The organism is Bacillus yunxiaonensis (assembly GCF_037104695.1).
GTDB classification, from domain to species: Bacteria; Bacillota; Bacilli; order Bacillales; family Bacillaceae_G; genus Bacillus_A; species Bacillus_A yunxiaonensis.
Map to the genome: position 1 here is coordinate 475,449 of NZ_JBAWSV010000004.1, position 16,242 is coordinate 491,690.

Annotated in this window: 12 protein-coding genes and 2 pseudogenes; 9 read left to right on the forward strand and 5 right to left on the reverse strand. The window is 34.2% G+C overall.

The features are described from left to right. Positions 1–2: 2 nt before the first annotated feature. Positions 3–1,238: an ATP-grasp domain-containing protein gene (locus tag WAX78_RS14595; protein ID WP_336482977.1), complete on the reverse strand. Its 1,236-nt coding sequence runs from the start codon at positions 1,236–1,238 to the stop codon at positions 3–5. Positions 1,239–1,361: 123 nt separating this feature from the next. Here WAX78_RS14595 and WAX78_RS14600 point away from each other — a divergent pair, with 123 nt between their 5' ends. Then, positions 1,362–2,459: a YheC/YheD family endospore coat-associated protein gene (locus WAX78_RS14600; RefSeq protein ID WP_336482978.1), complete on the forward strand. Its 1,098-nt coding sequence runs from the start codon at positions 1,362–1,364 to the stop codon at positions 2,457–2,459. Positions 2,460–2,702: 243 nt separating this feature from the next. Here the strand turns inward: WAX78_RS14600 and WAX78_RS14605 are convergent. Then, positions 2,703–3,209: pseudogene (locus tag WAX78_RS14605) on the reverse strand (esterase/lipase family protein); the annotation flags it as partial. 123 nt (positions 3,210–3,332) lie between these two features. Between WAX78_RS14605 and WAX78_RS14610 the strand changes: the two are divergent. Together WAX78_RS14610 and WAX78_RS14615 are read left to right on the forward strand one after the other, a co-directional pair. Beyond that, positions 3,333–4,544, forward strand: a complete 1,212-nt coding sequence (locus WAX78_RS14610) for a phospholipase D-like domain-containing protein (protein WP_336482979.1) — start codon at positions 3,333–3,335, stop codon at positions 4,542–4,544. A 189-nt stretch (positions 4,545–4,733) separates the two neighbouring features. Continuing rightward, complete coding sequence (locus WAX78_RS14615; protein WP_336482980.1) at positions 4,734–5,402, forward strand: nucleoside/nucleotide kinase family protein; 669 nt, start codon at positions 4,734–4,736, stop codon at positions 5,400–5,402. Positions 5,403–5,842: 440 nt separating this feature from the next. Here WAX78_RS14615 and pyrH read toward each other — a convergent pair whose 3' ends face one another. Continuing rightward, complete coding sequence (pyrH, locus tag WAX78_RS14620; protein ID WP_336482981.1) at positions 5,843–6,586, reverse strand: UMP kinase; 744 nt, start codon at positions 6,584–6,586, stop codon at positions 5,843–5,845. A 371-nt stretch (positions 6,587–6,957) separates the two neighbouring features. Here pyrH and WAX78_RS14625 point away from each other — a divergent pair, with 371 nt between their 5' ends. The 5 genes from WAX78_RS14625 to WAX78_RS14645 all read left to right on the forward strand — a co-directional run bounded on the left by WAX78_RS14625 (position 6,958) and on the right by WAX78_RS14645 (position 13,973). Then, entirely contained in the window at positions 6,958–8,229 is a 1,272-nt protein-coding gene (locus WAX78_RS14625; RefSeq protein ID WP_336483032.1) for a cation:dicarboxylate symporter family transporter, read from the forward strand. 175 nt (positions 8,230–8,404) lie between these two features. After that, positions 8,405–9,844, forward strand: coding sequence for an aspartate ammonia-lyase (aspA, locus tag WAX78_RS14630; protein WP_336482982.1), 1,440 nt, complete (start codon positions 8,405–8,407; stop codon positions 9,842–9,844). A 51-nt stretch (positions 9,845–9,895) separates the two neighbouring features. Continuing rightward, complete coding sequence (malS, locus tag WAX78_RS14635; protein ID WP_336483033.1) at positions 9,896–11,629, forward strand: oxaloacetate-decarboxylating malate dehydrogenase; 1,734 nt, start codon at positions 9,896–9,898, stop codon at positions 11,627–11,629. 95 nt (positions 11,630–11,724) lie between these two features. Continuing rightward, positions 11,725–13,035, forward strand: coding sequence for an ATP-binding protein (locus WAX78_RS14640; RefSeq protein WP_336482983.1), 1,311 nt, complete (start codon positions 11,725–11,727; stop codon positions 13,033–13,035). Between the two features lie 5 nt (positions 13,036–13,040). Next, positions 13,041–13,973 carry a response regulator gene (locus WAX78_RS14645; protein WP_336482984.1) on the forward strand — a complete coding sequence of 311 codons (933 nt, stop codon included), beginning with the start codon at positions 13,041–13,043 and terminating at the stop codon, positions 13,971–13,973. Between the two features lie 287 nt (positions 13,974–14,260). Here the strand turns inward: WAX78_RS14645 and WAX78_RS14650 are convergent, their stop codons facing one another. Then, complete coding sequence (locus WAX78_RS14650; protein WP_336482985.1) at positions 14,261–15,307, reverse strand: beta-carotene 15,15'-monooxygenase; 1,047 nt, start codon at positions 15,305–15,307, stop codon at positions 14,261–14,263. A gap of 3 nt (positions 15,308–15,310) precedes the next feature. Continuing rightward, positions 15,311–15,736 (reverse strand): MarR family winged helix-turn-helix transcriptional regulator, encoded by a 426-nt coding sequence (locus WAX78_RS14655; RefSeq protein WP_336482986.1) that lies wholly within the window; start codon positions 15,734–15,736, stop codon positions 15,311–15,313. Positions 15,737–15,845: 109 nt separating this feature from the next. Here WAX78_RS14655 and WAX78_RS14660 point away from each other — a divergent pair. Further along, a pseudogene (locus WAX78_RS14660) lies at positions 15,846–15,965 on the forward strand (DUF6262 family protein); the annotation flags it as partial. Positions 15,966–16,242: the final 277 nt, after the last annotated feature.

Below are 16,242 nucleotides of genomic sequence, written 5' to 3' on the forward strand. Positions count from 1 at the left end.
TTTTAGTGAATTGTATCTATTATTTCAATCTGAAAAGAAATTTCTTTAGCAGCTTCTAAAGCTATTTTTTTAGCTTCTGTTTTAGAATAGGATGCTGCTAAAACGTATCCATATCGATGTCCCATGGATGTAGGTGGTCTTAGGACAGTTCCTTTTTTAGGTTTTATATAAATCTTCTCTACACCAGGATATTTAGAACTACGATTTTTCCCTGTAACTTGAATTAGTTTTCCTTTAGATTTAACTGTTAGGTAATGAGTGTACACATATTTATAATGTTTTTTATTTAGCAAAGGTTTATTTCCTAACATTAACTGAATAGTTTCTTGTACTAAGTTGATTCCATGTCCAATTTCAATCATGTCATTCATTGCTCCACCTGATATTCTGGGATTTATCTCAATTAATTTCCAAATATCATTTATTCTCCGGAGTTCTAGATGACAAGCTCCATTTTTCATATTAAAAGCCTGAATAATAGAATTAATGGCATTGAAAAGACTATTATATAGTTTCTTGTCTACCTGTCCTAGTAAAGAATAACCAGTAACAATAAAGCGTTCAAAAAGTGTAATTTCTTGTTCAATTATTGCTATAATATGAACTTTTTCATTTTGAACTAAAATTTCGACTAAGTATTGAGGTCCATCTACATATTCTTCAAGTAAAATTTCTTCATTAGGTAGTTTTTTTAAAAGCCCTTGTATAGATGAAATTAATTGATCTTTATCTTTTACTAATAATACATCTTTTGATCCCGTTGATTTAGGGGATTTTACAATAAGAGGAAATGTCATCTTTTTAGTTTTTTCAATAAAAGATGATAATGATTCTGTTGGTTTGTAAATTAAATAGTTGAGTGAGATTGGTAAATTTTTAAGTACATTACGAGTTAATATTTTATTTTCCATTTGATAGATTGCTTGAGTAGATACAATATTTGAGCAAAATTTTTCTGATAAACGTGCAGCTACAGAAACAAAAGGATCAATAAAACTAAAGATTCCTTTTATATTTTTCCCTGTTTTTTCCAATTTTTCAATTGTTGTAATTATATTATCATAATCGTTTATATCAGTAAAAGTCATCTGATGTACATCAGGGAATGTAGTGCGTTCCTCAATAAATTTTTTTTTGTTGGTTAATAAAACAGTAAAGAAATTAAGTTTTTCCGCTGCTTTGATTGCTTCCCTACTTGATCCAGATTTATTTGTTTCAATAAAAACAATAGTATCCATCTCATGTCACCCTAACCTTAATCATTTTATAAAATCTCAGATTTATTATTTATATAGGTAGAATATTAAAATGAGGTTAAGCTTGTTCTTGATTTTTCGAAAAATGGTTAAATAAGGAATGACATGAATATATATATAATGAATTTGATACTTGTTTTGAAAAAGATCTTTGCAAAGAGGGGAAGAGGAACCAATATGACTACAATTGGTATGCTTCATCATCGGAAAGATCCGAATATGGTAAAGAAAACATATGCTTATGCTGCTGTAGCAAAAGCCGAAGGTGTAAATTTTTTTTATTTTACTTTAGGGAACGTAAATATAATAACTGAAAAGATTTTAGGTAAAATTTATGAAAATGGTAAGTGGATTGAACAAGAATTCTCTTTTCCTGATGTTATTTATAATGCAAGTGTTTACGTTAGTGATAAAAATCAGCAAATTTTTGATTATCTATACGATAGGATTCCGTTCACAAGTCATTCAATTGGAGATAAATTAGGTGTATATAACAGAATAAAAAAAGCAGAAAAATTTGAGCAATACCTTATTCCTTTTTATGAATTAACTGATGCTAATAAGTTTTTTGATATGATTAATCGCTATGAAAAAGTTATTATTAAACCAATTTCAGGACATCAAGGTAAGGGGATTGTTTTTATTGAAAAACATGGTATGGATTACAATATTAATGAGTCAGAGCAAGTTTTATCTATTAATGAAAAACAATTACTAAGTCTTGTATCTGATAGAGTTCAAGAACAAGGTTATATAGTTCAACGGTTCATTTCAAGTCAAATTAAATCTGGTCATGTTTATGATTTTCGATTGCATGTTCAAAGAAATGGAGAAGGCGATTGGGTTATTACTTCGATATACCCGAGAATAGGTCGATTAGAAAGTAAGGTATCAAATATGGCTAGCGGTGGTTATAGTACTTATTTAGATGTTTTTTTAAAAACAGAGTTTGATAACGATTGGTACAATATTCAAAGGTATTTAGAGCGATTTGCGATAAGCTTTTCTAACCATTTTAATTCTTTGTATGAGGATGTATTATTTGATGAATTAGGAATTGATGTTGGAATTGATAAGAACCACAAATTGTGGTTGTTTGAGGTGAATTGGAGACCAGGTGTACCTAATATATTTAATCTTGAATTAGATGTAGCTAGAAACTTAATTCACTATGCTAGATATTTAGCTGATAAACATAAATAAGAAAAGGAAAGCGGAAAGATATAATAATAGAAATTTATGGATTGAAATTGTTGGGGTACCGCCACACATCCATCAACTTAAGAATTTAGACTATTCTTGAAGTCAAAAGCACGTTACGATTCTCTTATGTTAATGAGAAAGGGTGACGTGCTTTTTATGAATATGCATCAAAAACAAGAGTTGTCTTTATTTGCCGAAGAGTTATATCGATATATGTCTCCCGCTACACTTAATCAATTAGCTATGGATATAACTTAAGTAGCTAATATACTGCTCCATATATAAATGAACGATATTTATTTTGGACGAAACATGTATAGGAAGTATTCCGCCGGTCCAGTAACTATAATTTGAGGGTGATCCAGCATTTGGTGTACATAGTATGATTAGTTGATCAACATCATTGTAATACATATTACTATGAGCATAAGCCCGTGCAACAAGTCCACCCATACTATGACAAATCAAATTTACTTTATTAGCTCCTGTTATTTGTTTAGCTAAAGTAATGGTTTTTGTTAAATAATCTTGAGCAGATTCTTTAATTTTCTGTCGCCAATCATAAAAAGAAATAAATAGATTTTTATTTCTTTGATACCCCATACTTTCTAGCATCATAATGAAAGGCTCATATACAAATGCAGAGATTCCAAAATTCCAATCGCCTGTGCCAGGAATAATGATATTACTCATAGAACCAAAAAGTCCTGGCACAAAGACTATAGGTGTTTGTATTTTAAGATTTTTCATATTTCCTCCTCGTATGTATAAATAATAGTAAAAAAATATAAAACTGCATGTAAACGAGCATTAAAAATAATTTCTATTGAAATACTACGTAGAGACAATTATTTTGTGCGGAAGGAAAACGAAATGGTGAAAAAGATACTTCGAATTATTTCTATTATTATTGCTATATTGGCTTTTCTTCTTATTTGGATGCACTTTGATGTAACACTAGGAAGAAAAATCGAAGCAAAAAAAAATCAATCTAAAGAATATGAACTTCACTATAGTGATTTCCAATTATATGATGAGGGGAAATCTTTATATGAGCAGCTATTTTCGGATATAAAAGAAGCGAAACATTCCATTTTCACTTATTTTTATATTATTTCAAATGATAAAAGCAGTCATTCTTTTTTAAATTTGTTAAAAGAAAAAGCAGAAGAAGGTGTACAAGTATACCTATCAGTCGATTGGATTAATGATTTATCTTTCGAAAGAAAAATGAAAAATGAATTACAAGCAAGTGGTGTTCATTTTACATATAGTAGAAAACCTGGATTTCCATTCTTTTTTTATTCATTACATCATCGGAATCACCGCCGGATTACAACAATCGATGGGAAAATAGGATATAGCGGTGGTTTCAATATAGGTGATGAGTACTTAGGAAAAGACAAGCGTTTTGGATATTGGCGAGATTATCATATACGAATACAAGGAGAAGGAGTGAAAGATCTAGAAGAACAGTTTGTATCAGATTGGAAACGAGATACTTCTGAAGGAATAATAAGCACATCTCAGCAGACTGTCCCAGGTAAAACGTTACATACACTGTCTTGTTATAATGGTCATGATGTGATAGAAAAGTACATCGAATTAATAAAGCAGGCAAAGCAATCTATCGTTATTGCCACACCGTATTTTATACCAAAAGATGAAAAGCTTATGAATGCTTTAATTCAAGCGAGACAGCGTGGTGTTTCCGTTAAAGTACTTTGGTCTTTCAAGCCAGATATTCCTCTTATAAAAGAGGCTGCATATCCTTATATTCGTAAAGCTATCGAGAATGGCATTTCTGTATACGGATATAAAAAAGGAATGTTTCATGGTAAAGCTATGGTGTTTGATAATGAAACAATCGTTATAGGAACAACAAATTTCACTTCGCGTAGCTTTCATATTAATGACGAGATGAATTTCTATATAAAGGGTGGTCCTATTCTTCAACAAGTAAATAAGGCATTAGCACAAGATGTTCAAGATTCAAAAGAAATGACGATATCATTCTTTAATAAGTTATCTTTTTGGGATCGGTGTAAAGAAAAGATAGCAGGGCTGTTTAATTATTATTTATAGGAGCAGAAATATGAATGAGAAAAAATGCGGCGTAATGCGGCATTTTTTCTCATTCATAATAATTCCTCGAGAAACGAAAACATATTTTTACAACATATATTTTGGGTGATAAACTAAAATGGCAGGGAGGAAATATTTTCCGATAATATAGAGGGAATATGTAGTGAGATTCTATGAGGAGGAATTCGAGTGAAACGTCAAACTGCTATTCGTGAGATTGCAGAGCATATATGTATGCTTGAACTTAATCATCCTGTAAGAGTAGGTGTTAGTGGTGTTACTGCTTCAGGGAAAACAACATTTGCAAATGAATTGGCAAAAGAAATTCAAAATCAAGGAAGAAAAGTAATTCGAACAAGTATAGATCATTTTCATTATCCGAGGGCAATTAGATATTCACAAGGTAAGGAATCAGCGAAAGGATATTATGAAGATGCTCATGATTATAAAGCAATGTCTGAACGATTATTAATGCCATTAGGGCCAAATGGTACGATGCGCTATGAAATACAATCGCATGATTTAGAGACGGATATGTATATTCATTCAGAACCAACATTGGCTTCAAAAGATACGATATTTATAATAGATGGAACATTTTTATTTAAGCAAGAGCTGAAGCAGTTGTTTGATTATAAAATATTTGTAGAAACAGATTTTCAGATTGCTAGAGAACGTGGTTCCAAGCGAGAGGCGCAAGCTTTTGGAAGTGAAAAGAAGGCTGAGGAAATGTTTTTAAAGCGATACCATGCGGCTTGTCACATGTACATAGAAGAGCACGCACCAAAGGAATGTGCGGATGCAATTGTGATCAATAATAATATAGAAGAACCGGTAGTTGTATTTAACAATTTGTGATTGTAGTGTTATAAAGTGAAACTTCCATCAGTGGGGGGGGTCATCCCCCACTGATGGTTAGTTGAACCAATCGGGCTTTTACGGGCAGTTATCCCCTACCTATCCTCCTCGTTTCTCTCTCAATCCTAGGGGAGGGGTCTTACTGCCCGTTACTGCGGGATAAACTATAGAAATTGAAAAAACGACATAAAATCTCCTTTCTCTTTAGGTGAGCGAGAGCATCTGAAGCGATTAGGGCCTTTTCCTGACGTATGCAAAGGTTAAAACAAAGGGAGAAAGCCAGTAGCGGTCATGTTTTGTTCTGCATTGCAGCGACTTATATGTTGAAAAATCAAAATGTATATATGTTTTCATTTCCTTTTATAGAAAGTATAAGGTGTGGCATAATACTGCACCTTATTATATGTTCATAATTACGGTCGGATTTTTTCTGAAAAGGGTTAGTCCTCATCCGCAAGTTTTGTTAACTCATGGCTGATTAAAGTTCCGATATGTTCTCCTAAGCATATTTTTTTCATCACTCCTGGTTCATCGAAGTTAAAGATATGGACGGGTAAATGATAGTCACGGGCAAGTAGCAATGCTGATTGGTCCATCACTTTTATATTATTTGGAATGACGTCGTTATAGTTTAAATGGTGATACATTTTTGCTGATTCATTCTGTTTTGGGTCACTTGTGAAGACACCATCTACGCCTTGCTTTGCAACTAGAATCGCATCGCTATTCATTTCGATTGCTCGTTGTACACTTGGATAATCCGTTGTAACAAAGGGCTGGCCATTTCCGCCTCCAAAAATAACAATATATCCGTTATCTAAATGATGGATGGCTCGTAAATGAATGTAGGGTTCGGCGACAGTAGTAATAGGAATAGATGTCATGACGCGAACGTCTTTATCTGTTTTCCCTTTTAGTACACCGCGTAACATTAAGCTATTAATAATTGTGCCTAATGTACCTATATTGTCTGCCTCTACGCGATCAATTCCCCAATTTTCAGCCAAATTCCCTTTGAAAATGTTACCTCCACCTACGACAATTGAAACTTCAATTCCAAAATCGATAATAGATAAAATTTCAGTTGCGATATGCTCTAAATGTTTAGAACCAAAACTGTTTCCATCTTGATCGGCGAGAGCACCTCCACTTAGTTTTAGCAGTACTCGCTTATATGGCTTCATCCTTGTTCCCCCTTTTTATAACATTAAAAAAGGAGCGAAGGCGAATGCCTTTGCTCCTTTAAGAGAAAATGAAACGGAAAAGAAAGGTTTATAATGAAAGTCATTGTATGTCTATTCATAACATCTCCTCCTTTTCGTTTCAGTTTTTAATAGATGTACTTTTTAGATTATACAAAATAATCTACTATTTCATCAATCTAATTTTTTAGTTGTATACTGAAAACGACATCAATGAACATTTTAAGAAAAATTTTCGAAACTTTTGTGACAAACTTGTAGGTTTTTGTCTGATTTTGTAGGTTCACCTATATCATGTGAGTAAGCTTTTATACATTCAAATTGAAAGCGTTCGCATGAAAGGGATGAAATACATGAAAAAATTCGGATTAGCTACACAAATTTTGATAGCACTTATTTTAGGGGTTGTAGTAGGGGCAATCTTTTCTGGTAATAAAACTGCTATCTCTTATATTCAACCGCTTGGAGATATTTTTATTCATCTAATTAAGATGATTGTTGTTCCAATTGTTATTTCTGCACTTGTTGTAGCAGTAGCTGGTGTAGGCGATATGAAAAAGCTTGGCAAATTAGGCGGAAAGACAATACTCTATTTTGAAATTGTTACAACGATTGCAATTTTAATGGGCTTAATCGCAGCAAACGTGTTCCATCCGGGAACGGGCGTTGATATGAGCCATTTGCAGCATAGTGATATTTCATCATACCAAGCATCGGCTGAGGCAACGGAGAAAAAAGGCTTTGCAGATACAATTACTCATATTGTACCAACAAACGTGTTTGATTCGCTTGCGAAAGGGGATTTATTGCCGATTATTTTCTTCTCAGTTTTATTCGGCTTAGGGGTTGCTGCAATTGGGGAAAAAGGCAAACCGGTTTTTAACTTCTTTGAAGGTGTATTAGAAGCGATGTTTTGGGTGACAAACCAAGTTATGAAACTTGCTCCGGTTGGCGTATTTGCACTTATTGCTGTAACGGTTGCGAAATTTGGAGTAGGTACGCTGCTTCCGCTAGGAAAATTAGTGCTTGCCGTTTATGTAACAGTTATATTATTTGTTATTATTATTTTAGGAATAAATGCAAAAATGGTGGGAGTAAATATCTTCACCTTAATGAAAATTTTAAAAGAAGAATTGATTCTTTCCTTTACAACAGCAAGTTCAGAAGCAGTTTTACCAAATCTTATGCGAAAAATGGAAGAGTTCGGCTGTCCGAAGGCTATTGCTTCTTTCGTTATACCAACTGGTTATACATTTAACTTAACTGGATCAGCTATTTATCAAGCGTTGGCAGCACTATTTGTAGCACAAATGTATAATGTACACATGTCATTGACGGAGCAAATTACATTGTTATTTGTTCTCATGTTAACATCTAAAGGAATGGCTGGTGTTCCTGGTGCTTCCTTTGTTGTTGTATTGGCAACATTAGGTTCTATGGGACTTCCAGTAGAAGGAATTGCTTTAATTGCTGGTATTGACCGCATTTTAGATATGATTCGCACGACTGTCAATGTATTAGGGAATGCATTAGCAGCGATTGTCATGTCGAAATGGGAAGGTGAATTCGATCAAGAGAAAGCAAAGCATTATGTAGAAACTGTACAACAAACAAACGTCGCATAAAAGGCGGAATTTTAATCAGTGAGGGATTTTTATCTTTCGCTGATTATTAGTTGGACGAATTAGATCTTTGTGAGTAGTATATCTCATGTCCATTTTTTTATTTCCTACAAAATTTTGAGGCATAGGAATCATTGTTGGTTAATGAGGGACAAAATAGATTGAGGAGTGAACAAACATGGCAACAGTAACTGAAGCTACAAAAAATGTACGAATTGAAAAAGACTTTTTAGGTGAGAAAGAAGTACCAATGCATGCATATTACGGTGTTCAAACGATGCGTGCAGTTGAAAACTTTCCGATTACAGGTTATAAAATCCATGAAGGATTAATTCAAGCATTGGCAATCGTGAAAAAAGCGGCTGCGCTTGCGAATACAGACATTGGACGATTAGAGTTAAACAAAGGTACAGCAATTGCACAAGCAGCACAAGAGATTTTAGAAGGAAAATGGCATGAGCATTTCATCGTTGACCCGATTCAAGGAGGAGCAGGGACTTCTATGAATATGAACGCAAATGAAGTCATTGCCAATCGTGCCCTTGAATTATTAGAAATGGAAAAGGGAGACTATCATTATATTAGCCCAAATAGTCATGTAAATATGGCGCAATCAACAAATGACGCATTCCCAACAGCAATTCATATTGCAACGTTAAATTCGTTAGAAGAATTATTGCAAACAATGGGATATATGCATGATGTATTTGAATTGAAAGCAGAACAATTTGATCATGTAATTAAAATGGGACGCACACATTTACAAGATGCAGTACCAATTCGTCTTGGACAAGAGTTTAAAGCGTATGCTCGTGTACTTGGTCGTGACATGAAGCGTATCGAGCAATCTCGTCAACACTTATATGAAGTAAATATGGGAGCGACAGCTGTTGGTACAGGGTTAAATGCAGATCCACAGTACATTGAGGCTGTAGTAAAACATTTGGCTTCTATTAGTAATCTTCCTCTTGTTGGAGCGGAAGATTTAGTAGATGCAACGCAAAATACAGATGCTTATACAGAAGTATCAGCTGCACTTAAAGTATGTATGATGAATATGTCCAAAATTGCAAATGACTTGCGCTTAATGGCATCTGGCCCACGCGTTGGATTAGGTGAAATTATGCTTCCAGCTCGTCAACCTGGTTCTTCTATTATGCCAGGAAAAGTAAATCCTGTAATGCCAGAAGTGATTAACCAAATTGCGTTCCAAGTAATTGGGAACGATCATACAATTTGTCTTGCTTCAGAAGCGGGTCAATTAGAGTTAAACGTAATGGAACCAGTACTTGTCTTTAACTTACTTCAATCTATCAGCATTATGAATAATGGATTCCGTGCTTTTACAGATAACTGTCTAAAAGGAATTGAAGCAAATGAAGGACGCTTAAAAGAGTATGTTGAGAAAAGCGTTGGTATTATTACAGCTGTAAATCCACATATTGGATATGAAGCAGCAGCTCGTCTAGCAAAAGAAGCAATTGCAACTGGTGAATCTGTTCGTGAACTTTGCTTGAAAAACGGTGTATTAACACAAGAAGAATTAGATTTAATTTTAGATCCATTTGAAATGACGCACCCAGGAATTGCGGGAGCAGCTCTTTTAAAGAAAAATTAAAAGAGGGGGGACTTTCCCCCTTTTTTTGTTTACAATATAGAAATGGTATTTATAAATAAAGGTAGGGATTGTATGAGTAAATTTATGGTTTCCTCAGATGGGACGTTAAAAACGACATTACGAGGAGTAGAAGTATTAGCAACACCACTTTTAAATAAAGGTGTCGCTTTTACAGCAGAAGAAAGAGAAGAACTAGGATTAAAAGGATTGCTGCCGCCAGCTGTGTTAACGCTAGATGAACAAGCGCGTCGTGCGTATGAACAGTTTTGTTCACAGCCTGATGACCTGTTAAAGAACGTATATTTAACAGCATTGCATGATCGTAATGAAGTATTATTTTATCGTTTGCTTACAGATCATTTGCGAGAAATGCTTCCGATTGTATACACACCAACAGTTGGTGTAGCGATTCAAAGGTATAGTCATGAGTATCGTAAACCACGAGGTGTATATTTATCAATTGACGATCCAAGCGGCATTGAAGAAGCGTTTTCTAACATGGGTGCAACCGCAGAAGACATCGATTTAGTCGTTGTAACAGACGGTGAAGGTATTTTAGGAATTGGTGACTGGGGCGTAGGTGGTATTAATATTGCCATTGGAAAACTAGCTGTTTACACAGCAGCAGTTGGTATTGATCCAAGTCGTGTATTACCAGTTATTTTAGATGTTGGTACAAATAATGAAGAGTTATTAAATAATCCGTTTTATATTGGAAATCGCCATCCGCGTGTAACTGGAGAAGCGTATGATACATTTATTGATTTGTTTGTAAAAGCTGTATGTAACAAGTTTTCGAATGCATTATTACATTGGGAAGATTTCAGTTCGCGTAATGCACGCAGAATTTTAGATAAATATCGCGATAATGTATGTACATTTAATGATGATATACAAGGAACAGGTGCTGTTTCACTTGCAGGAGTGTTATCAGCTGTGAAATCCTCTGGTATTCCACTTTGTGAACATCGCGTTGTAGTCTTTGGTGCGGGTACTGCCGGAATTGGAATTGCAGATCAAGTACGCGATGCAATGGTTCGCTTAGGTTTATCAGAGGAAGAAGCAAACCGTCGTTTTTGGTGTATTGACCGCAATGGTTTACTTACGGATAATATGAGTGATCTTCTTGATTTCCAACGTCCTTATGCGCGTGAAGAATCAGAAGTGAAAGAATGGCAGAAAACTGAAGCACTTGGTCTTGCTGAAGTTGTGAAACATGTACAACCGACTATTTTAATCGGTACATCAACAGTTGCTGGGGCATTTACAGAAGAAATCGTAAAAGAGATGGCAGCTCATGTGGAACGACCAATTATTTTACCAATGTCTAATCCAACGCCTCTTGCGGAAGCGAAACCAGTAGATTTAATTTCTTGGACAGAAGGGCGAGCGCTTGTTGCAACGGGTAGTCCATTTGATCCAGTTACATATAATGGAGTTACTTATGTAATTGGACAATCTAACAATGCACTTATCTTCCCGGGTCTTGGTCTTGGTACAAATGTTGTTCGTGCTCGTGTAATGACAGATGGTATGTTTGCGGCAGCAGCAGAAGCGGTAGCGAGTATGGTAGATACAAGTCAGCCTGGTGCACCGATTCTTCCAGAAGTAGAAGAACTGCGTAACATTTCAGAGATAGTTGCGATTGCAGTGGCAAAAGCGGCAGTTTCTGAAGGAGTTGCTCGTGAGGAATTAAATGATAACGATATCAGGAAGGCTGTTCAAGCTGCAATGTGGCAACCTGTTTATCGTCAAATAAAAGCAGTTGAAAAGGTAACACTATAGAAATAAAGCCCGTTTATATAATAAGCGGGCTTTCCTTATTATGTTTTAATATTACCAGTCAAGATAAGAATACTAAATAATAGGAAGTGGCATATTTGAACTGGCGCCAATTATGGAAGAAAGATATTTCGATTTTAATCCTTGCAATTGTGATTGTTCCGATCGCTGGAGAACTGAATTTTCATCCATTTAATGATACGTTTCGTGTTAGCTTTGGAACACCGCTTTTTTTCTTTTTATTATTATTTTTAAGGAAAATTCCAGCTGCTTTAGCAGGTATAATTGTTGGGGCAGCTGTTGTAACATTTCGTATTGTTCTTGACTGGATGTTACAAGGTTCTTTTCATTTTTCAGAATCCTTTTCTATGCGTTATCCAGTCTTTTTTTATTATTCCGTTTATGGAAGTCTTTTTTCATTATGTAAAGTAAACAGATTTCATCAAAAACCATTTCTCATTGGATGTTTTGGGATAACGATTGAAATTATTTCGAGTATGTCAGAGCTTGCTTTCTATCACGTTTTTGTACTTGGTACGATGATTACAGTTTCAGAATTTAATAAAATTATTATTATTGCTATTTTTCGAAGCTTTTTTGCTCTTGGTTTTTTAAATATGATGAATTTATATGAAACAAAATTAAAAGAAGCTCAGGTTCGGAAAGAAAATGAAAAGATGTTTGTGCATCTTTCTAATTTATATGTGGAATCTGTTCATTTGAAGAAAACGCTGCAAAATGCGGAAATGATCACACAAGAAGCGTATCAACTATATCGGAACTTACAACAGAAAAAAGTAGGAAACACTGAAAATGATATAGAAGCATATGGTAAAAAAGCGCTGAAAATTGCAGGGGAAGTACACGAAATAAAAAAAGATAATCAAAGAATTTTTGCGGGGTTATCCAAACTTCTTTTAGATAAAAATCTTTCAGAGTACATAAATGGAAATGAACTAGTAGAAATGATTATAAGAATTAACGAGAAGTATGCGCAGTTATTAGAGAAAGAAATATCATTTTCTAAACATTTAGAAGGAGAGCATGCGCAGTATCATGTATACACGGTTTTGTCGATTTTAAATAATTTAGTTGCCAATGCTGTAGAAGCAATTGATAGCAATGGTGCCATTACGATTCATGTAAAGAAGAGAGATGCATTCGTCATATTTGAAGTGATGGATGATGGTCCGGGGATCCCAATGAAATATAAGGAGCTAGTGTTTAAGCCTGGTTTTACCTCGAAGTATGATCAAACAGGAACGCCATCAACAGGAATTGGACTGTCTTATATAAAAGAGATGGTGACGGAACTTGAGGGAGAGGTTATACTACAAGACGGAGACAATGAAAGAGGTTGCAAGTTTATTGTGAGACTGCCGGAGTCTAGTCTGACTAAGGAAGGATGAGGGGGATGTTTTATTACATCATAGATGATGACGAAGTATTTCGTTCTATGCTATCACAAATCATTGAAGATGAAGACCTTGGAGAAATAGTGGGAGAGGAAGAAGATGGTGCTTTCATAGAAGGAGATCAGTTAAATTTTAAGAAAGTAGATATATTATTTATTGACTTATTAATGCCAATACGAGATGGAATTGAAACTGTTCGCAACATTATACCATCGTTTACAGGGAAAGTGATTATGATCTCTCAAGTAGAATCGAAGCAATTAATAGGTGAAGCCTATTCCCTTGGTGTGGAATATTATATTACAAAGCCTCTTAATAAACTTGAGGTTTTGTCAGTTGTACGAAAAGTGATAGAACGTATTCGTTTAGAACGATCCATTCAAGATATTCAAAAATCACTGAATAATGTATTTCAGTGGGAGAAGCCTGGATTACGAAGTGAACCACAGTTAGAAGAGAAAAAAATTATTGATTCGGGTCAATATTTACTATCGGAACTTGGAGTTGCAGGAGAGAACGGAAGTAAAGATTTACTGAGTATGTTGGAATATTTATTTACGCAAGAAAAGAAAGAAACCTTTGAGTATGGATTCCCAGCATTAAAAGATATTTTTCACCATATTACTGTTAAAAAATTAGGAGAAACGGCTGCAGAAGCGGAGATCGATAAAGAAAGAAAAGCTTCTGAACAACGTGTACGCCGAGCGATTTATCAGTCATTAAATCACTTAGCTTCTCTTGGCTTAACAGATTTTTCAAATTCGAAGTTTGAAAGCTATGCTCCAAAATTTTTTGATTTTACAATTGTACGAAAACGTATGACAGAATTGACGAAGGATGAACTTGCCTCATCTGGACAGACGAGAATTAATACGAAGAAATTTATTCAAGTATTATATTTTGAAGCGAAGCGGTTGACCGAAGCTGACTAAAATGAATACTGTTCTGAGAAAAAAGATGTTTGCTCGTTTGTAGCAAACATCTTTGTGTATACATAATAATTATATAGAGATAATAAAATGGTTTAATTCTCAGCTGTAAAAGCCCGATTGGTGAGAGCTTTCCATCAGTGGGGGGGATGAAGCCTCCCACTGATGGAAGTTTCACTTTATGTAGCAAAGCTCTTTAAAGTTAGCCCCAAAAAAGAAAATAGGGATTTCTTGTTTTGGTTCTACTCAAGAAGGACTAACAGCTCAAATAGATAGTTGACTAAACTATTTTAAAAATCTAGGTTTTTATTTTCCATTTTACTTAAAATAATTTCTTTAAGTTGTGTTGGGTTGTCAGAACGAATAGCTATTTGTGAATATTCTTTTTGAATTCCCATGAATAGTGTTGCTCTTACAGGTTTTTTCATTTTTAAAATCATGTGTGGGTAAACTTTTTCAAAATCTCGCACAATAAAATCAATCGTATCTGTCGATAACTTACTTTCTAGAATCGCTGGATCTTCGATAATACACTCAATATTTTCAAATTGAATTTCTGTGCGCTTTAATAATCCAAGAGAGAGAAACATAGATCCGTTGTTTATATAAATTGGATTTAATCGAATAGCTTGAATATCCGCTAAGAAAAAAATTACAGAATAAATATTGAGCACTAATAAGATGATCGAAATAACCATCGATTTATCATGAAGCCACCAATGGAAACCTAATGTTTCAATAACAATTGCATGAATCATCATAATTTGAAATGCTATGTAACTTGAACTTTTATACAGTGTTATACCTGTAAGCGGTGTCTTTTTCCAACTGAAGAAAGCGTAATAAAACATCATCGCCTCTGAGCAAATCACATGAATAATTGGATTTTTCTTTACATATTCATCAATTGCATGTGGGAAAGAAAAAACAATCGGTAATTCGCTCATTTTCACTTTTCTCACGATTTTTGGCATGTAACGAACAAATGTAACAATTAATATAATTTCAAAGATGATTAACGCAGCTTCTACTACAATTCCAGCCCAAGTAATAGCTGCAAAGGGTTCTAAAAGATGATTTGGAATTAGAAACCCAGCTAGTATACATCCTGCTGCTGATAAAATAATCGCTGTTTTTACAGAAAACTTCTCGCTATACAACATAAAGAATAAAGGCAGCATAATGATTAGGTCTAATAATGACCCTAATACTACCATATTTGATTCTGGTGGGAGAAGATTGTTTCCTATGTGCGTGTGATAGAGCATATAATTACTACATAAAATGGCGAAAAGCAATAATAACCAAATATACTTTCCTCTTTTAATCACATACATAGATTACTCCCCTTTTACAATCGTATTTAATTTTTCAAGTATACGGATCAAATGCTTCAAGTCTTCTAATGGCAGCTGTCCATAAACATTATGGTTGATTTCATCTTCGAGCATTTGTAATTCTTCGAAATACCGCTCGCCCTTCGTCGCCAATTTTAATATGATTTCACGACGATTTTCTTTATTAATACTGCGGGTAATGTATTCTTTTGTTTCTAATTTATTAAGAAGTTGACTAACTGCACTCGTTGAAGTATGCAATTGGGTAGCTAAATCCTTCGCTGAAGTGACACCTGCCCGAATTAGCTCTAATAATAAAACTTGCTTAGCTGTCAGTTGATTATCAATTTTATGCTCAAATCTACTTGCTACTTGAACGTTTAAATGATTTTGTAAACCATTAATTTGTTGAATAAGATTATTTTTCACACTTAAAACACCTCACTTAATAGTTAAGTTAACTTAACTATAAAACAAACTAAACTAAAAGTACATGGAATAAATGTTAATAATCAGAATATTTTTACGTTTGTTGTATAATAAAAAGGAAGCTCTTATTGAATTGCTTAAACGTAAGAATAAGAAGTTAGAGGAAGAAAATAAAAAAATACGTGAGCAATTGAAAATTGCATACGCAGAGGTTTATAAAAAGTTCTAGTTTGATAAGGCAGATCTTATTTAGTGGGATAAAAAATCTCTTGTTTTCCACAATCGGGCCATATAATTGAACAACACCTTTAAAAAAACTGGATATTTATGTTGATATATGGATGATATTGTGAAGGAATGTACTTAAACTAACGAAGCAGATTAGAGAAAAATTCATAGTAACATATATAGTAGAGAGTGTAAGAAAAAATATTTTCAAAGTTTATTGGAGGTCATTATGCATTATGGAGAACTATGTAAAGATCCTAATTGTAAAATTTGTGCTT

Excerpts from the sequence above, each read along its gene's own strand:
- WAX78_RS14595 (WP_336482977.1), bottom strand. The coding sequence starts at position 1,238 with ATGGATACTATTGTTTTTATTGAAACAAATAAATCTGGATCAAGTAGG.
- WAX78_RS14600 (WP_336482978.1), top strand. The coding sequence starts at position 1,362 with ATGAATATATATATAATGAATTTGATACTTGTTTTGAAAAAGATCTTT.
- WAX78_RS14610 (WP_336482979.1), top strand. The coding sequence starts at position 3,333 with ATGGTGAAAAAGATACTTCGAATTATTTCTATTATTATTGCTATATTG.
- pyrH (WP_336482981.1), bottom strand. The coding sequence starts at position 6,586 with ATGAAGCCATATAAGCGAGTACTGCTAAAACTAAGTGGAGGTGCTCTC.
- WAX78_RS14625 (WP_336483032.1), top strand. The coding sequence starts at position 6,958 with ATGAAAAAATTCGGATTAGCTACACAAATTTTGATAGCACTTATTTTA.
- aspA (WP_336482982.1), top strand. The coding sequence starts at position 8,405 with ATGGCAACAGTAACTGAAGCTACAAAAAATGTACGAATTGAAAAAGAC.
- WAX78_RS14645 (WP_336482984.1), top strand. The coding sequence starts at position 13,041 with ATGTTTTATTACATCATAGATGATGACGAAGTATTTCGTTCTATGCTA.
- WAX78_RS14650 (WP_336482985.1), bottom strand. The coding sequence starts at position 15,307 with ATGTATGTGATTAAAAGAGGAAAGTATATTTGGTTATTATTGCTTTTC.